The sequence below is a fragment of the Pseudovibrio sp. Ad37 genome, assembly GCF_001623075.1.
In the GTDB taxonomy this organism is placed as follows: Bacteria; Pseudomonadota; Alphaproteobacteria; order Rhizobiales; family Stappiaceae; genus Pseudovibrio.
The window spans coordinates 59,370-84,305 of sequence record NZ_LMCF01000013.1 but is presented as its reverse complement, the minus strand read 5'-3'; the positions used below and the strand labels follow the sequence as shown (position 1 = coordinate 84,305).

The window sequence follows — 24,936 nt, the reverse complement described above, 5'->3', positions numbered from 1 at the left end:
AACAGCAAAGTTTATGATAATTAGGCAGATGTAGCTTTTATGAGGTGAAGACCTCGCGGGCGCTCGGGTTCAGCTTGGGATTTATTTGTGACGGACTTCAATAGGGTCTGCAAAACCTGTGCGCTGAAGCATGGGGGTGTGCTTTCGTGAACACCTTCACACAGGGAGCATCATTACAAAAGCACATCGGCAACTTGGGCGGGCGCAGGGAAGAAATAATGTATATAATCCGACACCTTATGGTGCCAGCACTGCTGAGTACTGGACTGGTCTTTTCTGTTCCTGTTTATGCGCAGGATACCTCTGCCCCGCAGCCCAAACCGACGTTTGAGGATGCTAAAGATCAGCAATCCTATTGGTTTCCAGAGACCGACCTCAAACTGCATCCCAGAATAATCTCTCGTCAGCTGACCAATGGTATGCGGTATTTGCTGGTTCAGAGCCAATCCCCCAAGAACCAGATTGAGGTTCGTATGGCGGTTGATGCTGGCTCCTCCTTGGAAAAAGGGTCGGAACCGGGTGCAGCTCACTATCTGGAGCACATGGCGTTTAACGGTTCTACCAATGTGCCGGAAGGCGAGATGGTGGCCTTGCTGGAGCGCGCAGGGCTAGCCTTTGGCGCGGGCACCAACGCAGCGACCACTCTGAACAACACCACATACCGTCTCTCTCTGCCTTCAGCAGATGCGGAGTTGCTGGACACTGCGCTGTTTATTATGCGTGAGACAGCAAGTGAACTGACGCTCTCAACAAGTGCAATTGACCGTGAGCGCGGTGTTGTCGCCTCTGAAGTGCGCGGCAATTACGGCCCGGGCTATGACGCGCTGGTTGCCAGATTTGATTACCTTTATCCGGGCATTAAACAGCGCACCTTGCTGCCGGTTGGCACAATGGATGGCATTGATGCCGTTGACCAGACAACCCTGCGCGATTTTTATGAGAGCTATTACACGCCCGGTCGGACCACAGTGGTTGTGACTGGCGATATTGATGTTGAAGCAACAGAAGCTGCCATTCAAAAGCACTTTGCGGATTGGAAGCGCCCTGCGAATGCAGAGCAGCTGGACAGCGAAGAGCCGGATTTTGGGAGATTGAAGGTTGCCGAAGCCCCGCGTGCTGCGCTTTTTGTAGAACCGTCTTTGCCTACCGTGTTGAGCATTTATCTCGTCAAACCTTCTCAAGAGCTGATTGATAACCAACAAAACCGCATTCAAAACACGCTGCGCAGGATCGGGATCAGTATTTTGAAAGAGCGGCTGCGTGATGCAGCCCTTGCCTCTCACGATACTATGGTCACTGCCGGCACGGATTATTACAGCGAAGACTTTGCCGACACCGTTGTTGCCAGCGCGACCGTTGCCACAGACAAGTGGCAGGACGGTTTTGCTTTGCTGGAGCAGAAACTGCGGCAAACACTGGCTTATGGTGTGACACAGGAAGAAGTTGACCGGCAGTTGGTGAACCGGCTCAACTCACTGGAAGTTGCGGTGAAAGCGGAAGAGACTATTCCAAACCGTGCAATCGCCAATGTTCTCGTGCGCGATGTGCTCAATGAGAGCGTCACCACATCCTCTGCCGATGATCTGGCCTTCTTCCAGAAACACTTTTCTGATCTGAAAGCGCCGCAAGTCTCAAAAGCACTGCTTGAGCTTTGGGAAGGTGCAAAACCAAACCTGTTTATGACGACTGCCGAGGCCTTTCCAAATGCTGAAGAGACCATTCTTTCCGTGTTTGAAGAAAGCCAGAAGCAGCCAGTTGCAGCCTTTGAAGCCAAGTCGCTGACCAGCTTTGACTATGAAAGCTTTGGCCCCAAAGGCAAAGTTGCCCAGCAGACAATTAGCAGTTTTGGACAGATCCGCTCTTACACTTTTGAAAACGGCGTGGTGCTGAACTTTAAGCAGACGGACTTTGACAAGGGTAAGGTGTTTGTGTCTCTGCGCACGGGTCGCGGTATTGAAGACCTGCCGGCTGATAAAGATGGCTTGGCCGGTTTCTTCCAGAGCGCGTTTATTGTTGGTGGTCTTGGCAAGTACTCGGTTGCTGATCTGGACAAGGTTCTTTCTGGTACACAAGTTGGCGTTGGTCTTTCCTTTGGCGAAGATGGCATTTCCGGGCAATACGGAACAACACCGGACGACCTGAAGCTGCAATTGCAGGTGGTCGCGGCGTATCTGACAGATCCGGCTTTTCGTCCTGAGGGGCAAGCGTTCTACCAAAAGAGCCTGAAAGAGACCTACAAGAACTCCCGCAGCTCTGCTGAAGCCGTTCGTGGCCGCGAGTTCTCCCGCATTTTGCATAGCGGCGACAAACGCTGGGGTGCAGGAAGTGAAGAAGATCTGCTGGAGCGGAACTATGAGGAGTTGAAGCCAATCATCTCCCGCATCGCACAAAAGGGCCCGATCGAGATTGGTATTGTAGGCGATCTTGAGGTTCAAACCGCTCTGGATGCGGTTGCCGAGACTTTCGGCGCTTTGCAGCAATCCTTTGAGGCGCCAAAGCATAGCTACGCAACTGGTATTGAGTTTCCTGAGGCGCAAGCTGTTTCTTTGACCCATGAAGGTGACAGTGACGCTGCGCTTTTGCAGCATTATTGGAAAACCAGCGATGATGAAGATGCAACGCAGAGCTATACGCTGCAGTTGTTGCAGGGCGTCATAGAGCTACGCCTGCGCGATAAACTGCGTGAGGCTATGGGCGCAACTTACAGCCCTTATGCGTTCAGCATGAACTCCAATACAATCAAAGGCTTCGGCTATATTGGAATGTCCAGCAAGTTGAAACTCGATGATGTGGATGCGGCGGAGACTGTTTATCAGGATATCGTCAAAGAACTGCAGGTGAAGGGCAATATCACAGCGGATGAGTTGCTGCGTGCGCGCCAGCCTATTCTGGAAGCCATGAACAATGCCGAACACAGCAATGGGCTGTGGTTTGAACTGGCAAGTCAGGCTGTAAGCTATCCTGAGGCAATCCAGCGCTATCAGAATTACACGACAATTCTGGAGCAGATCACCCCGGACGATCTGGTCGTGGCAGCATCAGATTTTCTGGTGCCAGACCGGAATGTGACGCTGAAGATTCTGCCAGAATGAAGTAGTATAGAAAACGCAGAGCCAATGCCCTGCGTTTCTTTTCCGAGGTCTGTCACAAACGCTGTTGATGATCATCTATTGTCTGACCATCAAGACAACCGCTTATAAGCATAAGTTTTTACATAAACCGGCGAGATGCTTATCAGATCAGCCCCTCAGCTTTCATTGCTGCCTGAACCGATGAGCGTTGGCTGACCCGTTCTGCAAATTCCGCAAGGTTTGGCCAGTTCTTCAGATCTATACCGACAAGGCGCGGCCAGCTACAGACAACGAAGAGGTAGGCATCCGCAACTGAGAAGCTCTCACCCAATAGATAGGATCTACCATCACTAAACAGGCTCTCAAAGCAGTCCAATTTGGCCCCTACACTTTTTGCAGCGATTTCTTTTTCCTTCACAGATGCGGATGGTGTAAATAGCGGAGTGAAAGCCTTGTGGAGCTCGGAGCTGATGAAGTTCAGGTATTCCTGCAACCGTGCACGAGCAACACTGCCTGCTTTGGGCGCGAGCCCGTGTTCTGGATGTGTGTCTGCAAGGTATTGCAGGACTGCAGCACCTTCAGTGAGCACCTCACCCGATTCCAGCAGAAGTGCAGGAACATAACCTTTTGGGTTGATGGTTTTGAAATCGAGACCAGTGCTGGTTTTTCCGGCCTCAGTGTCAACGCGATCAATCTCGTATGATATGGCAATCTCATTCAGTGTGATGTGTGTTGCCAGTGAGCATGCGCCGGGTTTGTAAAACAATTTCATGGGAAGGCTCTTTTCTCAAGGTTTTTATTTTCAGACCCCGAGGGATATCAACCCTCATGATTGATTGATAATATTAAGTTTTCACGATAATGATTATTTTTTATAATCATGTTTAGTGAGCAGTGTCTATGACCTACGAGCAACTGATTGTTTTACATGCCATTGTGACTGAAGGAACTTTTCGCGGTGCAGCGGAGCGTTTAAACAAGTCTCAATCCGCCATAAGTCACATGCTCAAAAAACTGGAGGCGGAGATTGATATAGTCTTGCTATCCAGAGAGGACTATCGTCCGAAGCTGACTTCGGCAGGAAAAATCTTTTACAGACAAACCATTCGGGTGATGCAACAGATGAACGAGCTAGGGAGTTTGGCAAAAACACTCAATGCCAAGCAAGAGGCTGAGGTCTCGCTCGCAATTGCTGCAACTCTGCCTTTACAACCTACTCTGGGTATCATTGGTCGTGTACGATCAGAGTTCCCCGCAACACATATTCATCTTTCTCGAGAGAACCTGAGTGGTCTGATTGAACGACTGCTAAGTGGCAGTGCTGACATCATTATCGCCACTATGGATGGTGTTCCCGAGGAGCGAGTAGAGGCGGTTTCGTTTGCCGATGTCACCATTTTACCTGTCGCACATCCCGATTTTGAGCCCGCACAGAGCATGCATATGAAATCGGCCACTGAAATGCAGAGTTATACTCAGATTGTTGTGGCAGACAGTGGCAGTGGAGCCCTTACTCAAAGCAAGGATTTGTTGCCTGGAGGATTGCGTTGGACGGTGACAGACACTGTAGCCAAAAAGGAGATATTGAAAGCTGGACTTGGCTGGGGTGGCATACCTGAGCACATGATCAAAGAGGAACTGGCGCGTGGTGAACTGGTCCAGTTGAACGTTGAAGGCTTCCAGCCACGCCAGTCCCGCCTGTTTCAGATCCGCAAGCGCGACAGAGACGTTGGCGTTGTCGCGCAAGCCATCTGGGATGACCTGATGGGAACCGAAGGCTGAGCAGGCACGCGCCGGATCGCCTCATTAAGGTCAGGCGAACTCCGGCTGTTTGCTGAACGTGAGTGTTTCACCGTCTGCCGGGATCAGAAGTTTTTCGCTGACACCAGATTTTTCTGCCAGATCCCGTAGCTGCGTTCGCTTTACAGGGCAATGGTTTATGGCTTCCAGATGGTTTGCGATAACTTGTCCCGGCGCTAATCTGATGAACTCCATGATCTCATCCAGCGACATGAGGATGTCCTTGCCGATATCCAAACTTGCGTTGCCTGCTGCGACAACTGCAATGTCGGGCCTCAGGGTTTTGAGGCAGTGGCGGACATCTTTGGTGAGGACAGTGTCGCCGGAAATGTAGAGCGAAGGTGCATCAGGGAGTTCGAGAAAGTACCCCACGCCGGGCCCCATGAATCTTGCAATCCAGCCGTAGCCATGGACCGTTGGGATTGGGGTGATGTAACCGTCGAAGAAGGGTTGGCGTTGCTCATCCTTCAGCGGCACGGTGGGAATTCCCCTTTTCCCAATGAAGCTCTCATCATCCAAACGGCAGTAGGTCGGGATTTTCTTGGAGAGCAGAAGTTTCTTTGCTGCGCCGTCCAAATGATCTGAATGGCCGAGCTGGCAATGCGTCACCAGTGCCGCGGTAAGCCCTTCAAGATGCTGCTGCGCACCATCAGGCAGCGGAACCATTGGATTTCTTCGGCTTTTATGTCGGATGAAGCTGTAGCTTGGCAGTGATCCAACCTTACCCAACATGGGATCAACCAGTATGCGGTGTTGCTTGTGCTCAATGATGAGGGTTGCATTGCGAAGAAAGTGAAGTTTCATCCTGACCTACTGCTCTAACCTGACCTTGGTCCGTTGATCCTAGTTTTTGGCAGGAAGTTTGATATAGTCCGACTAGACACAAATCATACATAATCCGCCACATGAGATTTGAGCATGACTTCAACCATTGCGATTTTGCTGCTGGAGAACTTTCTGGGGCTCGCAGCCTTTGGGTCCGCAGACATGTTCAAGACTGCAAACCAGATTGCAGAGGTGCGTGGCGACGAGGTCATGCCGTTTCAGGTCCGGACCTACTCGTTAGATGGCGAGCCAGTTCGATCTTCAAACGGCATTTTAGTGACACCCGATGGCTCCTTAGAGGAGATTTTTGCACCTGATGTGGTGTTTCTTCCCGGCATTGGCACGACCTCAGCGCCGCAATGTACGATCAATACAAACTGGTTCCGTGGTGTTGCTGAGCAACTTCAGCACCATTCTCAAAACGGCAGCATCATCGCTGCGAGTTGCACCAGCACGTTTCTACTTGCTGAAGCTGGACTGCTGGAAGGAAAACAAGCAACGACAACCTGGTGGAAACAGAAGGAATTTAGCGCGGCCTATGAAGGTGTGGAGCTGGCCGGTGATGAAATTCTCGTTGATGCAGGCAATGTCATTACCAGCGCCGCGGGCACTTCCTCTCTGGACCTTGCACTACATCTCATCAACCGGCTGGAAGGCCCTGCCCTTTCCAGATTATGTGCGCGATTTATGGTTCTTGAAGAAAGCCGAGGCTTACAGCAGCCCTTCATGATCCCATGGCATGAAAAAACACGAGATGAGACGATTGAACGTGCGGACCAATGGGTACAGAACAATTTGTCCTCACGCCCCCTCAAAGTACAGGAGCTTGCTGACTTTTTAGGTATGAGCACACGCAGCCTGTTGCGGCACTTTAAGCGAGAACTGTCACTGTCTCCGCAGCAATTCATTTTGAACATCCGCTGCGAGCGTGCTAAGTCTCAGTTAGAATATACGACGACATCAATAGCCACGATCTCTGAGGCACTGGGCTATTCTGACGAGAACGCGTTCAGACGCTCGTTCCTTGCACAGGTTGGGGTTTCGCCAGCCCAGTACAGGCGGAAGTTTCGCAGGCAAGCACCTTAATCAGCTGGTGCTTTTTCTGGCACGATTGCAATGGCATCCACTTCGAACTCGATAATATCGGTCGCAAGGACCGGCACAGGAATGAGTGTGCTTGCAGGTGGGCTGGCGCCGAAGATTTCACGGCGCTTTTTATTGACATAGTCCAGTCTGGACTGATCATGATCTTTGATGAGCACTGTGATTTTCACCGTGTCTTCTACACTGCTGCCAGCTGCTTCCAGCGCTTTGATCAGGTTTTCGAAAGTCCGGTCGACCTGTTCTTCAAAGGTGTTTAATCCATCTTTGGAAATGCCCACCTGACCAGCCACGTATGCGATACGAGCACCAGGCGCGACAACAACAATCTGTGCGTACCCAGACTTGGTTGAATCCGACAGAGTGTCGGGATTGATGACGGTTTTCTGGTCAGTGTCTGCTGCCAATGCTGAGCCACTCAACAAGATTGCAGCGCACATCGCGAGGGCTTTGCCTGTGGTTTTCATGGGGAACTCATTTCCTGATTATGTTGCTCTGTCGTTGGCTGCGTGTTGACCAGCAGCCATTTGCTCAGTTTGCACCTAGGGTTACTTTTTGCCGGATTTGCCCTTGGGCAGTGCTTTTGCTTTTGGCTCTACCTTGAAGCAAGCTTTCATCTTTTCGACTTCACCCTTCAGCTTCGGAATATCTGAACGCACAGATTTGACCTTGCCGTTCTTGAGAGCGGCCTCAACCTTCTTGATCAACTTGTTTGCGGAGGCTTTGTGTTTGTTGAATTCGGCGACTTTGTCCGGATTACTCAATGTACCCAGCTTGCCAGACAGGTTTTTGATGTTCTTTTGGGCATCCTCGGCAGCTGCTTGATATTCTTTCTTCCGTTTTGCGATGTCCTCACTGTTGCCAGATCGCAAATCGAGCATCACGGTTTTGGCTTCTTCCAACTCTTCTTCAGCTTCGAGGAATTTGTCAGCTTCCAACGTCTTCAAAGATTGATCCAGCCCATCCTTGGCTTCTGAGTAGATGTCCTCAAACTCTTCGCGGGCGTTATCATACTGAATTTTTTCTTTTTCCTTACCCAGCTCGTCCAGTTCAGCCTTGGCAGCATCAATTTTCTCACGCAACTCGGCGTAGGCTTCTTCCGGGTCTTTTGCTGCGGAGTAATAAGCTGCTTCCAGCGCATCCCTCATGAACTCGAGCTGGTCCACGGCATCACTGATTGCGCCTCCTGCGTCGCCTCTGCCCATACTGGCCTGTGCTTTGTCGATATTACTATCAACTGCGACATAGGCCTGATCAAAGTGTTGGAGGTGCACCGCAAGCTCTCGGTCAAGTTTCGCCTTGCCTGCAATCTCAGATCGCCTGGCATATGTATCCTTCAATGTTTTGCGTAGGTAATTGATGTGATCCGCGACGGGCGTTTTGCCATCAATGCGCAGGTTCTCTTTAGGTTCGCGATCAAAACTTTTCGTCGGACCGTTCCATCTGAGATTACAAGCGCTTAGTACATTATCTGCCCAGGCCTCAACCTCTGGCGAGATGATTTGTGCGTCTACATCCGACATTTAGCAACTCCAGACCAATGCGGTGACAGCTTAATTTCTTTGCGATCCATTATGCTTAGCTAGAAAGCTCTTGCCTCCATATATGAGAGATTGAGTGAAAACAGTTTGAAGGAGATCTCTCAAGCTTTGAGCAAACTTGAAGCTTTTTCCCCATGAAAACTTGATGCTGACTTGAACCGTTGCCCTGCGAAGTGCCCTGAGGTTTTGTATGCCTAAAACGCGAGTAACCCCTGAAAGATAACTCTAACGTTTGTCCCTAAGCATCTTCAAATGCGTGGAAGCCGATGGCTGAAGCGATTGGCAAAATTCCAGTGCACCCGTTCATCGGACTGGTTTGGTGCCAAAGACCACATCAACTCAGGGAAACAAACATGCGACTGAAATTACTCGCAGCAGCGGTCATCGCAGGGTCACTCGGCTATACCAGCCAGATTGACTTTACCGAGCTTCCAACAGGCGTGGCTCTCCTCTTTTCTGTCGGCAAAGCCAACGCCCAAAACCCTCATCTCAATCAATCAAGACGCGTCTCACGGCGAACATCTCGCAGAACATCCAGACGCACCAACTATCGTCAGTCTATATCTGGCTGCAACCCCTACAACTCCTATTACAACTGCGGCGGCGTCTATTACAGACCTGTCCTTCAAAACGGCGTGACTGTCTATGTCGTTGTTAATCCGTAATTTTTCTATTCTGGAGACCCAAAATGATTAAATCACTCGGAGCTGTCTTGTTCGGTCTTGGCTTGTTGGTTGCGGCCACCGGACACAATGCGATAGCGCAGGATACAGCAGGAAAGAATGCAGCCCAAGGCGTTTTTGAAGCCTGTGAACCAGAGATAAAATCTCATTGTAAGGAAGTGACACCCGGAGAAGGTCGCATTTTTGCATGCATGTATGCCTACGAGGATAAACTCAGTAAGCAATGCTCCACTGCGATTGATGATTTCGCCGATGCCCTGGACTTCTTCTTCGCGAACGCCAGACAGGCTCTGGCAATTTGTGCTCCAGATATTGAAGCTCAGTGTTCAGAAACAGCAGTTGGCGGTGGTCGTGTCCTAACCTGCCTGAGTGAGAAGCAGGATAAAGTAGGCGCTGAGTGCAAAGAAGTGATCGAAGTCTTCAGTGAGAAGTTTGGCCTGAAAGAAAAAGACTCTTGATTGCCGTAGCGTAGACTTGCTGGCTGATTAGAAAAATCAGTTAATCAGCCAGCTCATCCACGTGAAATCTAATGAATAAAACTAATCCACCCCTCACAAGCGCAATATAATTATATTAATTGATGTCATTTTAGTTGATAATAATGCACGATAAATCTACCTAATCTATCAATAATACCAGATCTTTGATGAATAATGCTTTTTGCATATATTCGCCTAAGGATATTTCGTTTTTCTGCCCCTACGTCAACTGCTAGTAAATTCATGTACGCATGATAATTACATAATGTGTAGGAGGTCATCGGTAGGCGTCATTTCTACCGGTCATGCATAACTATTGTTTGTTGCCTGACCTGTGTTTTGCTCTTCTCTGATGGTCCATGAGCTTTTGAACTGGATGCTGTGACACATGAAGAACGCCAGATTGCTTATTGCGGTTGTTGCTTTCTGTTTTTCCGCTTTCGGAGTGAGAGCCTCAATGCCGATTAATCCTGACCGGCCCTACTCAGAACCCACTTGTTCCTATGCCATTGAACGGTTGAAGGAGGCTGTGGCTGGCAGCCCCTTGCAAAGCAGCAAGGAGCAACAGCGGACTGTTCAATATGCCATTGAGCAAGTGGAACGTGCGTGCCTGGAAGATGCTGGGCGGACGGACGACCTTCCGAAGCCCCAGCGAAAATGAACTCATTCATCTGAATGTCCATTTTAAGCTGGAGAAACATAATGACAAATCTCTATGAGACCAGAGATGCCGCAGACAACGCGTCCACATCCTACCGTTTGAGGGACACGGGGAAGGATGCGCAAGGATCGGACAACAATATCTTCGAGACAGTTCAGGGCACTATTGCCAGCGATGGCGACCACGACTGGTATGAAGTCGAGCTGGTTGCCGGGCAGACCTATACCTTTGCTGCTATTGGCACTTTTGATGGCGAAAGCCGCTTGGACGATCCTTATCTGCGCCTGCGGGATTCCGATGGGAACTTGTTGGTGGATGACGATGATGGAGGACCGGGCACACACTCCACTATTACGTTTACCGCAGTAACCAGCGGGACTTTCTATCTTGATGTGGCGTCCTATGGTGATGAAGGCACCGGCCAGTACGGCTTGTCTGCTGTGGAAGGCGACAAAGCTTATTATGACGGCAATATGGGTGCTGGTGCCTTGCTTCGCCCTGGCCTCTCGTGGAGTGGACCGGGTACAGCTGCGACAGTGACTTATGGCTTCCGTGAGAACAACAACGGGGTTGAAGACACGTTTGCGCACGTCACTGATGAGCAGATTGCAGCTATTGAGAAGGTGCTGGCCTCCTACTCAGAAATTGCCAATATCTCGTTTGATCGGGTGAACCCGGACGGATACACCGACGATGCGACCATGCTGTTTTCCAACTACAACTCCACCACGGATGGTGCTGGTGCCTATGCTTATTACCCAGGTTCGCCGGACGCTGGTGAAAATGAAGGCGACGTTTGGCTGAACACGAACAGTGTCTCAACCGATGAGTTGCCAACCGGCTCTTACAGCCACTTTGCTGTTATGCACGAGATCGGCCATGCTGTGGGGCTGGCCCATCCGGGGGACTACAACGCTGGTCCGGGTGTTCGCATTACTTATGATGAACATGCTCAGTTCCGTCAGGATACGCAGCAGTATTCTGTGATGAGCTATTTTGATGAGAGTAATGCCGATTCCAACCTCGGTTACGGCGGTTTCCCGGATACGCTCATGCCGCTGGATGTTCTGGCGCTTCAGCAGCTTTACGGGGTGAATATGACCACCCGTGCGGATGACACGGTCTACGGCTACAACTCCAATGCTGGTGGTGCCTATGATTTCTCTGAGAAAATGCCCAGCGCGGTCACCATTTGGGATGCTGGTGGCAATGATACCATCGACATGTCAGGTGCTGGTAAAGTCAACCAGATGATCAGCCTCATTGATGGCTCCTTCTCCGATGTGGGTGGTGGCCTGAGTAATCTGGCGATTGCTTACAATGCCGTTATTGAAAACGCGATTGGCAGTGGCGGTAATGACACCATCATCGGCAATGCGGCTGGCAATACTCTAGTTGGCAAAGCTGGCAATGATACGCTGCTCGGCAACGGTGGCAAGGACAAGCTGATTGGCGGAAACGGTCACGATACCCTGCGTGGTGGCTCTGGCAACGATGTGCTGAAAGGCGGTGCCGGGGACGACACTCTGGACGGAGGCTCTGGTGCGGACAAGTTGATTGCAGGTGCTGGTGACGACACGCTCACAGGCGGTTCAGGCTCTGACAACTTCTGCTTCTTCAATCTGGGAGGTGATGACACCATCAACGACTTTGAACTTGGCAGTGATCTCATCATGATCAAGAGCCGCATGGCAGAGTTTGCCAACCTCACCATCTTTGACGATGGCGGAGATACCGTGATCACCTTTGGAACAAACTCCATTTCTCTGGTGAATGTGGATGCTGCACTCCTTGGCGAAAGCGACTTTGCTTTCGTGTAGTCAGCAGAAACTGGTCAGTGCCCTATCAACCCAGGGCACTGACTCAGTTTTTAAGAGGTCGTCTCAGCCATTGCTGGTTCCAAATGCTCCGCGCCAAGCATGGCCTTAAACTGCTGAAGAGCGTCAGTGGCGAGCCCGGCAGCTTCAAGAACAGCTGCTGCAAAGGATACCGGGGCCGTTCCAGGAGCGGAAATCACGCCACGATCCGAGATGGCGGATGCACTTGACTGGTAGTGTTCAGCACCTTTGTAGTTTTTCGCATTTTGCTGTAGGAATTCTGCGTTGTTTGATGTGTGTCTCGCTTCATTTAGCAGACCTGCTCTGGCAAGAGCCAATGTGCCACCGCAAATTCCAGCAACAGCACCACCGCGTTCGTGGTGAGCCCTGAGCAGATCTGCGATATCCGGAGCCTGTTCAGTTTCCCAGATTGTTCCCCCAACAACGACAATAACGGTCGGTTCAAACGTTCTGATCTCATCTAGCTTACGCGAGACAATCGCAGCGAGCCCGCCTTGCGACTTCACTTCACCGACCTGAGGGGTGAAGAACTCAACCTGCATGCCGAAAAATGGGCCGCCAGTGCCAGCAATCAATGCGTATTCCCAATCAGCAAAGCCTTGGGTGAGGATCACTGCAATCTTCGTCATTTCAAATATCCTTTTGATCAATCATCCGGGTTGATCGCCATCACTTACAATAGCTTCTGTTCACTATATGTTCCAGAAGCGGGATTGGCTATCCCTTTCTTATGAGAACGACAAAACAGATGCTCTTGCTTCCATACAGGCAGATTTCTTTGATCTGAACTACCACGTCAGATCCTAGGGATTTAGGTCTTGGCTGAGATGTGTTGCCCTGTGACTTCAAGTTGAGTTGGGGAGGCATAAATGGGGCAATGGAAACTTCCTGTTCAGGCTGCGATTGCGGCACTGATGATGGGGTGTGCCACGTTTGTTGCCTTTGCAATTGATGGCAAACCGCCACAGCATTATCCAGAGCTGGTTGGGCAATGGGTGGTGATCAAAAAAGATGCTGTTTACTGGCATCGGGATATCCAAAGTCAAGAGAACGGACCTTCTCATTTGCGGATAGATGAGCAAACAGGACCGGTGCTGGAGGGAGTTTTCTTCTGGCAGGTCAGTCCTGGGTCCGGGCGAGATCATGATGGACGGTCCGAGGTCTCAAAATCAAAAGAACCTGTGATTGGGATGATCGGTTGGGATGGTACGTCCATCACACTTGTAGAGCATCCAGATACGGGTACCATGCAGGGGCACATGATAAACTCTGACACAATGGAGCTGGTGCACTATGAGGCCGGACCGTATGCAACGATCTCGCGATATCTGCTCGTGCGACCTTAATTACTCCAGCCATGTTTTCAGCTTCAACTTCACGCACATCAGAGCGCAATCAGGTTTGAGATCACCCAGGTATTCATCAGGTCAATGAAGAAGCCGCAGGTGAGTGGCACAATGAGGAATGCTTTCGGCGATGCACCAAACTGACGGGTGACGGAGGTCATATTCAACACGGCTGTGGCCGTGGAACCGAGTGCTATCCCGCCAAAGCCTGCTGCGATAACGGCTGCATCATAATCCTTGCCCATGGAGGTGAAGACGATAAAGAGTGCATAGCTAATGGCAAGTGCGATTTGCAGGGACATCACCAGTGCGACGAAGCCCATAAACTGCCAGACTACCAGCAGGTCCATGGTCATCAGCGCGATGCTGAGGAAGATACCAAGGCTGATGTCTGAGATCATCGCCATGCCTTTTTCGCGACCAACATTGTCGTAGTTGCGAAACAGCAGGCGGCCCACGTTGTTTATGATGATGCCTGCGACAAGAATTGGCACGAATACCGGAATAACGACACCAGCTTCCTGCAGGCCAAGATACATCATGTAGCCGATGAAAATTGCCATGTTTATGAAGAAGACGGCGCCCAGAACATCGTAGTAGTGCAGATTCAGCTTACCATCATCCTTGAAATTCTGCCCGACAGCTTCGTCTGTGCTGAGGGATCCTGCCAATTTATGCCGTTTCATGAGGTACTGAGCAATTGGTCCGCCGATGATACACGCAGACACGATGCCAACAGTGTTACAGGCAATGCCGATCTCCTGCGCATTTGCGACGCCAAGTTCTGAAGCAAAAATCGGTGCCCATGCAAGCGTTGTCCCTACCCCACCGGATAGCGAGACTGACCCGGCGATAATGCCTGTGTGTACCGGATAGCCATAGACGCTGGCCGCCCCCATACCGACAAAATTCTGAACGCCAAGGAACACCGAGGAAATGATGATGAGAATGATAAGTGGTTTGCCACCTGTAAGAAGGTCACTCACCTTTGCACGAAGGCCAATTGCCGCGAAGAAATAAATCAGAAAGAAATCAATCGGTTCTGTCGAGAATTTAAGTTTCACACCCCACCAGACTGTCAGCACAGTAACAAGAATGGCGCACAGCAATCCGCCAGCCAGAGGGTCAGGGATCGTCAGTTTGCGAAGGGCTACACTTTTTCGAACGAGCTCTCGTCCGACAAACAAAACAAGAATTGCAATTGTGATTGTCGTAAATGGATCAATCTCAATTAGCTCAGGTTGCGCACCTTCCATACGGGCCTCACTGTTCACCAGCCTTGGTTTTATCAGCATGACCTCACTTCCCGTTTAAAAGTGATCTGCGTATTTTAATCGGGGTGCTCCATTTTATTTACTCTGATGCGGCAACAAAACCTTATGTATTGCGTAGATTTTCGAGAATTTCTTGTGTAAGGAAGACCTTCAATTTCAATATTACAGCGGCTCAACTGTCCCCATGACTAAACTAGACAATGAAGCACTTGCTGACGCATATAACCGGGCTCTGGATCTGGAAAAAGCAGGCAAGTTTGACGAGGCTGCTGAAGCCTACAAAGCAGTTCTGGAGTTAGATCCGGAAGATCATGGTGGCGTGGCCGTTCGCCTGGCAAGTATGGGCAAAGGAAATGCGCCCCTCAAAGCGCCGGATGCTTATGTGAGCACGCTGTTTGATCAGCATGCCGAAGTGTTCGACATGGTTCTGGTGGATCAGCTTGGCTATTCCGTTCCGCTGATGGTGCGTGACAAGATTGAAAAGCTGGAACTTGGCTCCTTCAAACGTTTGCTGGACCTTGGTTGCGGGACTGGCCTTTCCGGTGAAGCCCTGAATAACCTAGTACCCCATAAAACCGGCGTGGACATTGCCGAGGGGATGGTTGAAGTTGCGGATGAGAAGGAAATCTACGACGACCTTTACGTGGGTGAAGTGGTTGAATTTCTCAAGGTTGAGGAAGAAGAGCGCTGGGACCTCATCGTCGCGACTGATGTGCTGCCCTACATGGGCGAACTGGAAGAGTTTTTCGCCGGTGTAGCGGGCAACATTGAAGCCAATGGTGTCTTTGCATTTTCCTCTGAGACACTTCCTGCAGAGGAGTTAGGCGAGCAGAACTTCATGGTGGGCAAGTACCATCGGTTTGCGCACGCTGAGAGCTATGTTCGGAGCTTGCTGGAGAGCAGTGGTTTTACCATTCTTGATCTTTCGCCGATCACCGTACGCTTTGAACAGGGTGAGCCAGTTCCGGGTCATCTGGTTATTGCGGCCTACAAGAAGAGCTAAGGGCGTAAAAATAACTAGATAAAGTCAGGTGACTATTAATTGTTAAAATTGTATTAATGTCGCGAATGACTTAGATTTCCTCCTAGGAAATAAGCGTGTAGCTCTATAACTTGCACAACCTTAGATACGTCCGTCACATATGCGGAGCAACATGGGTGCCCATGACCAGTCTTAATATCAATGGCAGATCAATTGATGCCAAGCTTGGTGAAACACTTCTAGAAGTCGCTGAGCGCGGTGGACTAGCTTTGCAGTGTGACTGCGGGAATAGCACTTGTGAAAGCACGCGTGTTACTGTGATTTCCGGTGAGGTGGAAGCCAATGGCTCTCGGCTGAAAAGCACTGTTCTTGCTTGTAAGGCAACGGTTGCTGGCGATGCTGAGCTGAAGCTGCCCGCATCCTCTGAGTTGCAATCGCTTAAGGGGCATGTTTCTGCAGTGCGGAAGGTTTCCGAAGACCTCTTCGAATTGCGCCTGAGCTTTACCAAGCCGATTTCATGGCATCCGGGCCAGTATTACCATGTTGAGTTTAGCGGCCAGGAGCGGGTGAACCTGTTCGCCAGTTTTGCGCTGGATGCAGGAACAGAGTTCAACACGCTGATTTTCCTCATTGAGCAGGCTAATACCCCTGATCTTTTTGCGATGCTCGCGAAGAAAGGCGATGTGAAGGGACGTGTTGGCATTACCGGTCCTTATGGCTCATCCTTTCTTGGGCATGATGATGAGCCACTGATTATGGTTGCTGGACCGAACAGTCTGCCTCCAATCTGGGCAATGGCTTTGAGTTCCGTCATGGGACAGCCACGCCGTGAGAAGATACTCATTCTGGATCAATCATTGAAACAAGACCAGTTTCAGCAGGTGTTTAACTGGCTGAACCGTCGTGGCATACAGCCGACCTTTGCAGACCTGCAAGGTATTGGAGCCGCTGAAACCCTGCAAGCATTGCTGCCAGATCTCACCGAGTTTGACATGGCTTATATGGCTGGCTCGCGCGACTTTATTGCCAGCCTTGAGCATGTTTTCATTGAGGCACAAGCCACTTACGGGCGTATTCCAAACTTCCAACCGTGGGATGATGTGGCAGAACCCGTTGATGATGCCGCTGTGATGGAACCTGCTGAGTGACTATCTAGCCAGCGGCTTTCTTGGTCAGTTTTGAGTTGTTGACCTGAGCTTCCAATGTGATGCCGCGCGCTTCTTCCAGCATCCAAAAGAGCGCCTGATTGGGTGGTGCAGGTTTGCCGAAGTAGTAGCCCTGCGCTTCTGTACATCCCATAGCCTTCAATTGCTCTGAGATCTCTTTGCTTTCAACGCCTTCTGCCGTGGTTGTAATACCCAGGCTGTTTGCAAGATCTATGACAGAGTTGACGATGAAGCGGGAGTCGTCATCCTCAGTCATACTCATCACGAATGATCTATCGACTTTAATCCTGTCAAAGGGGAAACGGCGAAGCGTACTCAGTGAGGAGTAGCCCGTTCCGAAGTCATCCATGGAGATCTTCACGCCGATCTGCTGCAGCTTCGCCAAGGTCTGGCGCACGCGCAGATGATCTGCCAGCAACACGGTTTCTGTCACTTCCAGCTCAAGTCGTCCGGGATCCAGACCGGTGCGGGCCAGCACATCATCAACAACGGGCAAAAGCTGCTCGCAGTAGATTTGGCGTGGTGACAGGTTGACCGCCAAGTTCACCCGTTTGGGCCAGCCAACGGCTAGGGAGCAGGCCTCGTCCAGCACCCATGCCCCAATCTCCAGAATCAAACCGGTTTCTTCTGCCAAAGGGATGAATTCAAATGGTGAGATGAAACCGTAGCGTGGGTGGTTCCAGCGCAGTAGTGCCTCAAACCCCGAGATTTCGCCGGTTGCCAGTATGACTTGTGGTTGGAAGTAGACCTCCAGCTCCCTGTTTGCGGTAGCTTTATAGAGATCAGTGATCAAGGTCTGGCGTTGCTTAATCTTGGCAGCCATATCATCTTCGAAGAAGCGGAAAGTGTTTCGGCCATCATTTTTGGCCTGATACAAAGCAAGGTCGGCAAAGCGGATAAGCTCATCCACGTTTTGATGTTCCTTGCTGAATGTCGCGATCCCAACACTCGCAGCGACCACGATTTCATGACCTTCCAGGAAACATGGAGAAGCAATGACTTTCAGCACTTCTTTGGCAAGCTGCTCCAGATCCTCTCGCGAAGCAGGCAACTTGGATAGGATCGCGAACTCATCCCCTCCGAGACGGGCGACCATCTCTTTGTTGGTTACCTGTTCGCGTAGGATTTTAGCGATGTGGCACAGGAGCTTATCACCAACAGCATGGCCCAATGAGTCGTTGATGGTCTTAAACTCATCGAGGTCCATCCACAAAATGCCAAAGTGCTCATCCTGCTCAAGGGCGGCTTGCTTCATCTCTTGCAGGCGTTCGTTCATCAGCAAGCGATTGGGCAGTTTGGTCAAGGCATCGTGAGTTGCAAGATAGCTCAGATGATCACTGATGCGCTGCCTGTCGGTGATGTCCTCGAAGATAGCAACCCAGCCACCGCCATCTTGTGGTTCAAGCGTCATCAGAATGACCTGCTCGCTTTGCAGTGTGAGCGTGAAGGTGCTGCGTACTGAGCTGGGCCAGTGCTGTTGAGCGACAGAGTTTTCGTCTGCCTCCTCCAAGAACTCCTGAGCCAACGGCATACATTGGACCATTTCGTCCCATGTCATACCAATTTTCCCCTCACCCTGCTCACAAGCGAAGATGTCATCAAAGCGCTGATTAAACACAATCAATCTTTTCTGTGTATCGAACATACACAACCCATGAGACATATTGTTGAGAGCAGCGTCGAATAACGTATTTTGCTTCACCAATTGCTGTTCTTGCTTGCGCAATTCCTTGTTCTTGCGCTGGATGTTGAGACGCAAACTGTCGCGCTCACGAGCGGAGGCTTGGAGCACTTTGACGGCGCGGGCAATCTCTCCGACCTCGTCCATTCTTCGGGTACCTTCTACCCGCACATCGAAGTTCCCTCCGGCCACATCAGAGAGAGCATCTGCGATGCGCTGCAATGGCTGAGACATTTTGCGGGAAACAAACAGGGCTACGATGAAGATGATGAGGCAGGCTGTGAAGCCCAAAACGATAAGCCGCTGGAAAGTCTGAGCGCTGGTCTCTTCGCCCACATTGCGTAGGCGTTCCTGTGCGTCCAGCAAGACTTCCAGTGGCTTGAAGGCGCAAATCACGAGCGGGGATGGACCGTTGTCACAGAACTCGAATGCGGTATTCAGGATCTTAAGTTTACGCAGGTTTTCAGGCATTTGCAGCGCTTCGACCGGTGCATGTGGCGAGGCGCCAACCAGCTTGTCCTGATAGAAGATCGCAATCTCGGCACCTGAGATTTTGCTGTATTCGTCAATTACACCGGAATTGAAGGGAAACCAACGCTGCGCCACCAAGGCTCCGCGCCACTGGGTCCCCGGGTCAATGAGTGAGGAATAAAGGACCTGAGAGACGCCTGCATCAGGCTCCCCCGGCAATAACGGGCCAAATTGAGTGGCTGGAAGAAGCGTGTATCTGACGGCTGGGCCTGTGCCCGTGGACGGTGTCCAGACAGTGCTAAGCGACTGTTTCAGATGAACTTTGAGGAGCTGTTTCTGGATTAGTCCCGGATCGGCGCGCTTGGATGCTCCGACGATCTGGCCGCGGTAATTCAGCAGGATAATAGCATCAAGCGGCGTGCCTTCCTGCACCAGTGACAGGATGTTCACATCACCTGCCCAGACGCGGGTTTCTGCGGCTTTTACGATGTCGCCGCGCTCGCCAATGGCAGAAAGGCTGGCTGCGGTTTCGGATAGCTGAGACTGGATACGGTGTCTTATCAACGCAACATCGCGTTCAAGCGTGGTGGAAAACTGGTTTACAGCGATTTGAGAGAGTTGCTCACTTTGGAGTTGAAGCGTTCTTTTCCATTGAATTACAACGAGAAATGTTAGCGCGAAATAAGATAGAGCAATGGCGACAACAGAGATGATTGCTAGTTTAAGAGAAATTGAGTGCCGGACTCGTCTCATAGAAATTGCCTGCGCCGAACAGTTTGCTATTCGCCAAATGAACAAAAACCTCGTGCGTGAGGGCACAGAGGTCTCATGAACAAGGCCTGATTGTCGCGAAACTGTCTTAAGCAGGCGTGAGCACTACCAAACTATGAGTTTTGTCGGTTAATGCTCACGAAAGCAGGTTGGTTAAATGCACTTTAATTGCATCGTACTAGGCAGAGAGCTCTAGCTTTCTCTCAGCGTTCACTTCAACGCTTGTCCTAATTTCATCTGCGTTTTCAATAATCTGCGTCAAGTTGATTGCATCCAACTCTTCCATGAAAGAGTTCAGCGCATGCTTCAGCTTGCCTTCGAAACGGCAGACACCCGATAGTGGGCATGGTTTGGCAGGATTGCATGCAAAGCACTCCACTAGTGCGAAGTTGTCTTCAACATTCCGGATGAGTTTACCGATGTTGATAGAAGCTGGTGCATGAGCAAGCATCAGACCACCCAATCGCCCTCGTCTGGATTTGATGTAGCCCTTCCGGTTTAAGATCTGCACGACCTTGGCGACCTGAGGGCGCCCGCTGTTGGTTGCCTCAGACAAGCGGTCAATTGTCCACTTGTCGCTCCGGTTGACAGCCATGAGCATCAGTATGCGTACCGCTACATCTGTCATCCCAGTTAATTTCATAGGTACCTCGACCTTACTCTAAAGCTGAAATTGCTTCATCGAATTACAGTTAATAAAAACATTTGGGGTATTATTTTTATTGATTGACGCCGGTCATATACTACAAAAGAGCAGTACTCACATGGGAACATTGATCTCCATCAAAAGTTATCAAAATATAAATACAATTACCAACTACACACATCCGAACCATTACGCTGGGTCAATTAGAATTTATCTTCTATACTTAGCGTAAGTAACTTTTTTTGCGTTTTTCTCTTTCGTGACCCCAATATTTCCTTACGTAATAATTGAAATAAACGAAAACTATGATTTATTAAGCTTGGATTTCTAATGAGCGAAACTATCGATGATCGATTGAAGTATCACTGTATTTCTTCGGCAGAACTGGAAGAACTTGGAAACTCCCAAGATATTATCATGGCAATCATGCCGGAGGTCTTGGATGAGTTTTATAGACACATTCGAAACTTTCCTGAGACCATGAAGTTTTTCAAGAATGAAGAGCACATGCGTCATGCACGGGAGAAGCAGCATGAACATTGGCGGCTCATATGCAGCGGGAAGTTGGATGATGACTATGCTCAATCTGTGCAGCGGATCGGCAGAACGCATCAGCGGCTCGGCCTGACACCGCAATGGTATATCGGAGCTTACAGCAGGTTGGGAACGTTGCTCAGCACAGCTCTTCTTGAGCAGTCTGGTGGCGGCTTATTCTCCCGCTCCAGCCGATCAAGCAAGAACCTGCCTCACATCCTCAACAAGGTCATTCTGCTTGATATGGACCTTGCGCTGGCGGTTTATGAACAGACCGGGGAAGAGGCGCGTCAAGAGTTTCTAACGGACCTTGCAGAGCATTTTGAAGGATCCGTGGGCCAAGTCACGTCCTCCATTGCCAGCGCTGCAGATCAGCTACATGGGTCTGCAGTTTCTCTTTCCGGCAACTCAGAGCACACCAACGAGATCAGTTCCAGCGTGGCAGCAGCGTCTCTGGATGCCTCTCAAAACGTGGAGGCGGTGCGCTCCGCAACTGAGGAACTGGGGACTGCCATTTCCGAGATTGCCGAGCAGGTTCACAAAACAACGATTACAGCCTCCAACGCGACACTCGCATCCACAAAGGCCTTCCAGCAGGTCAATCATCTGTCCCAAGTGGCAATCGAGATTGGTGATATTATTGATTTAATTACTCAAATATCAGAGCAAACCAATCTGCTCGCCCTCAACGCAACCATTGAAGCGGCGCGTGCTGGTGAGTTGGGCAAAGGGTTTGCGGTGGTTGCACATGAGGTGAAATCGCTTGCTCAGCAGACAGCGAATGCGACTGTGCAGATCAGCGATCAGATCTCTGGGATTCAGGAGAGCACAAGTGAGTCCAAAGAGGCTATCTCTGAGATCAAAGTGATCATTGAAGAAATGAATGACAGCGCGAATGCCATTGCCAGTGCGGTTGAACAACAAGGCATCGCGACGCAATCCATTGCTGTGAACATCAAGGATGCTGCATTGGGGACCACGCAGGTGTCAGATAGCATCGGCCAAGTGCAAAAAGCGGCGGACGAAACCGATAAAACCGCCTCTGGTGTGCTTGACGCTGCACAAATTTTATCCAATCAGGCTGCTGACCTGCGTTCTTCGGTTGGCACTTTCCTCGGCAACTTGCGATAGAAAGCCTTCGCACTTGCGTTAGCTGCACTACAAAAAACTGGTGTTTGTCTTTCAACCAAAAGACAAACACCAGTGCTCTGCATGCCTTGAGAAATTTAAACGACATTCTTCATGAATTCAGCATTTTACAGTTTTAACGGACACCTTACGTAAAATGCATTTATTTCATTCAGGTCACATTTGCAGTGCAGCACTTCCTGAAAACTAAATAGGACAAACGATTTACAACATCTAATGTAATGTTACTTGGCATTAACCTTTGGTTTAAAAACCATAAGTCGAATTGCGATTCATTATACTACCGAACTAGGCTTTCCTTTGCGTGAGCTGACGTAACTGTTTCTGGTGAACAAGGAATGGTGAACGCGGCAGGTTCTTAGGAGGACGGGACCTCTATCACGTCATTTCGGGCATTTTGCCTTTCGGGAGGATTTCATGAGCATTATTCGTAGGCCGATGAATCGGCGTAGCCTATTGAAGGCGGGAGCAGCCAGTAGTCTGGTTCTGGCGACCCCAACTATTATCAGCCGCAGCGCCTGGGCTGAAACCAATTTCCGCAATGACCCAACCAATTCCAAAACAGTCACCTTCGGTTTCAACGTGCCACAAACAGGCGCATATGCTGACGAAGGCGCTGACGAGCTGCGTGCTTATCAGCTGGCCGTCAAGCACCTGAACGGTGAAGGTGACGGCGGTATGCTGAGCACCATGAAGCCGCTTTCGCTCAATGGTAACGGCGTTCTTGGCAAGAAAGTTGATTACGTCACCGGTGATACTCAAACAAAGTCTGATGCGGCCCGCGCCTCTGCAAAGCGCATGATCGAAAAAGACGGCGTTGTCATGTGGTCTGGTGGCTCTTCTTCCGGCGTGGCGATTGCACAGCAGTCTCTCGCGCAGGAAATGGGCGTCGTATTTATGTGCGGCCTGACCCACTCCAATGACACTACCGGCAAGGACAAGCGGCGCTATGGCTTCCGCCACTTCTTCAACGCTTACATGTCCGGTGCAGCGCTTGGTCCTGTGCTTGAAAAAGAGATGGGCAAAGACCGTCGCGCTTATCACCTGACAGCTGACTACACGTGGGGTTGGACACAGGAAGAGTCCATTGCCAACACCACAGAAGGCCTTGGCTGGGAAACCGTCAACAAAGTCCGCACTCCATTGGGTGCTGGTGACTTCTCTCAGTACATTGCACCTGTTCTGAACTCTGGTGCTGATGTGTTGATCTTGAACCACTACGGTAAGGACATGATCAACTCGCTGACACAGGCTGTTCAGTTTGGTCTGCGTGACAAGCTTGTAAATGGTAAGAACTTTGAGATCATCGTTCCACTGTACTCCCGCCTTATGGCTCAGGGTGCAGGCGAAAACATCAAAGGCATTTACGGCACAACCAACTGGAACTGGTCCTTGCAGGACGAAGGTTCCAAGGCCTTTGTTAAGTCGTTCGGTCAGGAATATGGCTTCCCACCATCCCAGGCTGCACACACCTGCTACGTTCAGACACTCCTTTATGCAGATGCGTGTGAGCGTGCGGGCACCTTCAATCCAGCAGAGGTTATCAAGGCTCTGGAAGATCACCAGTTCGACGGTATGGGTAACGGCCCAACTCTTTACCGCGGCTCTGATCACCAGTGCTTCAAGGATGTGCTGGTCGTGAAAGGCAACGAGAACGCGACTTCCCAGTTTGACCTTCTGGAAGTTGTTGAAGTGACACCTGCTTCTCAGGTCACGTATGACCCAGAGATCTTTGGTGGCGAGCTTGGACCTTACAAGGTCTAACAGCACCGTTTGCCCGGCTGCAGTTTTTTTGCAGCCGGGCAATGGCTCCTGCTTGAACCACTAATGTTCCGCATTGGATGCCTTGCACCTTCTCACGAATTTAAAGGGAGAAGAGCGGATGGACGCCATCGTTCTTCAAATTCTCAACGGCCTTGATAAGGGCGGTGCCTATGCTTTGATTGCGCTTGGGCTAACGCTTATCTTCGGTACGCTTGGAGTTGTGAACTTCGCCCATGGGGCCTTGTTTATGCTTGGCGCATTTTGTGCCGTAGCTTTCAATAAACTGATTGGCCTTGAGCAGGTTGTTGTCGATCCAACCAAGACCACTGCCTGGGGCACGCCTTTGGAAACCCGTGTGCCTTACATTGAGGTTTGGCTGGGTGACACTGGCACGACGATGCTGAACTACTCTGTTCCATTGTCTATCGCATTTGCCATTCCGGTCATGCTGCTGGTTGGGTATGTGATGGAACGTGGTTTGATCCGCCACTTCTACAAGCGCCCGCATGCTGAGCAGATCCTTGTGACCTTTGGTCTGGCCATTGTTTTGCAAGAGATCATCAAAACTTACTTCGGAGCAAACCCTATTCCACAATCTGCACCGGATATGGTGCGCGGCGCGATGGACCTGGGCATTTGGATCGGCTTTGATCCGGGAACTGTCGTCTATCCGCAGTGGCGCATTGTGTATCTGTTCTTCTCGCTTAGCGTGATTGGCGGGGTCTTTGCCTTCCTGCAGTTCACGACCTTTGGCATGGTTGTTCGCGCTGGCATGGCCGACCGTGAAACTGTTGGCCTTCTTGGCATCAACATTGAGCGTCGCTTTACGCTGGTCTTTGCCGTTGCTGCCGTCGTCGCAGGTCTCGCTGGCGTTATGTACACGCCGATCCTTCCGCCAGATTACCACATGGGTATGGACTTCCTCGTGCTGTCCTTCGTGGTGGTGGTCGTGGGTGGCATGGGTTCTCTGCCTGGTGCGGTATCTGCTGGCTTCCTGCTGGGCATTTTGCAAAGCTTTGCGAGTATGAATGAGGTGAAGACCATTCTGCCGGGTATCGACCAGATCATTATCTATCTTGTTGCAGTTATTATCCTTCTGGTTCGTCCACGTGGACTTATGGGCCGCAAGGGCGTGATGGAGACCTGAGCCAAT

At 50.6% G+C, this 24,936-nt stretch carries 20 protein-coding genes and 1 pseudogene; 13 read left to right on the top strand and 8 right to left on the bottom strand.

What is annotated here, in order from left to right; genetic code table 11:
• The first annotated feature begins 218 nt into the window (after positions 1 to 218).
• Positions 219 to 3,092, top strand: a complete 2,874-nt coding sequence (locus PsAD37_RS04000) for a pitrilysin family protein (protein WP_063295037.1) — start codon at positions 219 to 221, stop codon at positions 3,090 to 3,092.
• Between the two features lie 142 nt (positions 3,093 to 3,234).
• On the opposite strand, the gene gstA is transcribed toward PsAD37_RS04000, so the two are convergent.
• Positions 3,235 to 3,843, bottom strand: coding sequence for a glutathione transferase GstA (gstA, locus tag PsAD37_RS03995; RefSeq protein ID WP_063295036.1), 609 nt, complete (start codon positions 3,841 to 3,843; stop codon positions 3,235 to 3,237).
• 128 nt (positions 3,844 to 3,971) lie between these two features.
• On the opposite strand from gstA, the gene PsAD37_RS03990 reads away from it, so the two are divergent.
• Complete coding sequence (locus PsAD37_RS03990; protein WP_063295035.1) at positions 3,972 to 4,853, top strand: LysR family transcriptional regulator; 882 nt, start codon at positions 3,972 to 3,974, stop codon at positions 4,851 to 4,853.
• A gap of 30 nt (positions 4,854 to 4,883) precedes the next feature.
• On the opposite strand, the gene PsAD37_RS03985 is transcribed toward PsAD37_RS03990, so the two are convergent.
• Positions 4,884 to 5,675 (bottom strand): MBL fold metallo-hydrolase, encoded by a 792-nt coding sequence (locus PsAD37_RS03985; protein ID WP_084407650.1) that lies wholly within the window; start codon positions 5,673 to 5,675, stop codon positions 4,884 to 4,886.
• A 114-nt stretch (positions 5,676 to 5,789) separates the two neighbouring features.
• Between PsAD37_RS03985 and PsAD37_RS03980 the strand changes: the two genes are divergently transcribed.
• Positions 5,790 to 6,782: a GlxA family transcriptional regulator gene (locus PsAD37_RS03980; protein WP_063295034.1), complete on the top strand. Its 993-nt coding sequence runs from the start codon at positions 5,790 to 5,792 to the stop codon at positions 6,780 to 6,782.
• Here PsAD37_RS03980 and PsAD37_RS03975 read toward each other — a convergent pair.
• Together PsAD37_RS03975 and PsAD37_RS03970 are read right to left on the bottom strand one after the other, a co-directional pair.
• Positions 6,779 to 7,264, bottom strand: coding sequence for a RidA family protein (locus tag PsAD37_RS03975; protein ID WP_063295033.1), 486 nt, complete (start codon positions 7,262 to 7,264; stop codon positions 6,779 to 6,781). The genes PsAD37_RS03980 and PsAD37_RS03975 overlap by 4 nt on opposite strands.
• Positions 7,265 to 7,345: 81 nt before the next feature.
• Entirely contained in the window at positions 7,346 to 8,320 is a 975-nt protein-coding gene (locus tag PsAD37_RS03970) for a hypothetical protein (RefSeq protein WP_063295032.1), read from the bottom strand.
• Between the two features lie 371 nt (positions 8,321 to 8,691).
• On the opposite strand from PsAD37_RS03970, the gene PsAD37_RS03965 reads away from it, so the two are divergent.
• The 4 genes from PsAD37_RS03965 to PsAD37_RS03950 all read left to right on the top strand — a co-directional run bounded on the left by PsAD37_RS03965 (position 8,692) and on the right by PsAD37_RS03950 (position 11,981).
• Positions 8,692 to 9,003 (top strand): hypothetical protein, encoded by a 312-nt coding sequence (locus PsAD37_RS03965; RefSeq protein WP_063295052.1) that lies wholly within the window; start codon positions 8,692 to 8,694, stop codon positions 9,001 to 9,003.
• A gap of 23 nt (positions 9,004 to 9,026) precedes the next feature.
• Complete coding sequence (locus PsAD37_RS03960) at positions 9,027 to 9,479, top strand: cysteine rich repeat-containing protein (protein ID WP_063295031.1); 453 nt, start codon at positions 9,027 to 9,029, stop codon at positions 9,477 to 9,479.
• A 478-nt stretch (positions 9,480 to 9,957) separates the two neighbouring features.
• Positions 9,958 to 10,161: a hypothetical protein gene (locus PsAD37_RS03955; protein WP_063295030.1), complete on the top strand. Its 204-nt coding sequence runs from the start codon at positions 9,958 to 9,960 to the stop codon at positions 10,159 to 10,161.
• Between the two features lie 41 nt (positions 10,162 to 10,202).
• Positions 10,203 to 11,981: a M10 family metallopeptidase C-terminal domain-containing protein gene (locus PsAD37_RS03950; protein ID WP_153039669.1), complete on the top strand. Its 1,779-nt coding sequence runs from the start codon at positions 10,203 to 10,205 to the stop codon at positions 11,979 to 11,981.
• A 50-nt stretch (positions 11,982 to 12,031) separates the two neighbouring features.
• Here PsAD37_RS03950 and PsAD37_RS03945 read toward each other — a convergent pair whose 3' ends face one another.
• Complete coding sequence (locus PsAD37_RS03945) at positions 12,032 to 12,628, bottom strand: DJ-1/PfpI family protein (protein ID WP_063295028.1); 597 nt, start codon at positions 12,626 to 12,628, stop codon at positions 12,032 to 12,034.
• Positions 12,629 to 12,868: 240 nt separating this feature from the next.
• On the opposite strand from PsAD37_RS03945, the gene PsAD37_RS03940 reads away from it, so the two are divergent.
• Complete coding sequence (locus PsAD37_RS03940) at positions 12,869 to 13,345, top strand: hypothetical protein (RefSeq protein ID WP_063295027.1); 477 nt, start codon at positions 12,869 to 12,871, stop codon at positions 13,343 to 13,345.
• Between the two features lie 38 nt (positions 13,346 to 13,383).
• Here the strand turns inward: PsAD37_RS03940 and gltS are convergent, their stop codons facing one another.
• A complete protein-coding gene (gene gltS / locus PsAD37_RS03935) occupies positions 13,384 to 14,640 on the bottom strand; it encodes a sodium/glutamate symporter (RefSeq protein WP_208987965.1) in 1,257 nt (418 codons plus the stop codon).
• A 163-nt stretch (positions 14,641 to 14,803) separates the two neighbouring features.
• Between gltS and PsAD37_RS03930 the strand changes: the two genes are divergently transcribed.
• Both PsAD37_RS03930 and PsAD37_RS29665 read left to right on the top strand, forming a co-directional pair.
• Positions 14,804 to 15,622: a methyltransferase gene (locus tag PsAD37_RS03930; protein ID WP_063295026.1), complete on the top strand. Its 819-nt coding sequence runs from the start codon at positions 14,804 to 14,806 to the stop codon at positions 15,620 to 15,622.
• A 161-nt stretch (positions 15,623 to 15,783) separates the two neighbouring features.
• Positions 15,784 to 15,978: pseudogene (locus PsAD37_RS29665) on the top strand (2Fe-2S iron-sulfur cluster-binding protein); the annotation flags it as partial.
• Positions 15,979 to 16,753: 775 nt separating this feature from the next.
• Here the strand turns inward: PsAD37_RS29665 and PsAD37_RS03920 are convergent.
• Positions 16,754 to 19,672: a bifunctional diguanylate cyclase/phosphodiesterase gene (locus tag PsAD37_RS03920; RefSeq protein WP_063295024.1), complete on the bottom strand. Its 2,919-nt coding sequence runs from the start codon at positions 19,670 to 19,672 to the stop codon at positions 16,754 to 16,756.
• A 196-nt stretch (positions 19,673 to 19,868) separates the two neighbouring features.
• Positions 19,869 to 20,333: an Rrf2 family transcriptional regulator gene (locus PsAD37_RS03915; RefSeq protein ID WP_208991675.1), complete on the bottom strand. Its 465-nt coding sequence runs from the start codon at positions 20,331 to 20,333 to the stop codon at positions 19,869 to 19,871.
• Positions 20,334 to 20,666: 333 nt separating this feature from the next.
• Here PsAD37_RS03915 and PsAD37_RS03910 point away from each other — a divergent pair, with 333 nt between their 5' ends.
• The 3 genes from PsAD37_RS03910 (at position 20,667) to PsAD37_RS03900 (ending at position 24,930) form a co-directional block, all read left to right on the top strand.
• Complete coding sequence (locus PsAD37_RS03910) at positions 20,667 to 22,001, top strand: globin-coupled sensor protein (RefSeq protein ID WP_084407649.1); 1,335 nt, start codon at positions 20,667 to 20,669, stop codon at positions 21,999 to 22,001.
• Between the two features lie 435 nt (positions 22,002 to 22,436).
• Positions 22,437 to 23,783, top strand: coding sequence for a substrate-binding protein (locus PsAD37_RS03905; protein ID WP_193778206.1), 1,347 nt, complete (start codon positions 22,437 to 22,439; stop codon positions 23,781 to 23,783).
• 118 nt (positions 23,784 to 23,901) lie between these two features.
• Positions 23,902 to 24,930: a branched-chain amino acid ABC transporter permease gene (locus PsAD37_RS03900; RefSeq protein WP_057461714.1), complete on the top strand. Its 1,029-nt coding sequence runs from the start codon at positions 23,902 to 23,904 to the stop codon at positions 24,928 to 24,930.
• Positions 24,931 to 24,936: the final 6 nt, after the last annotated feature.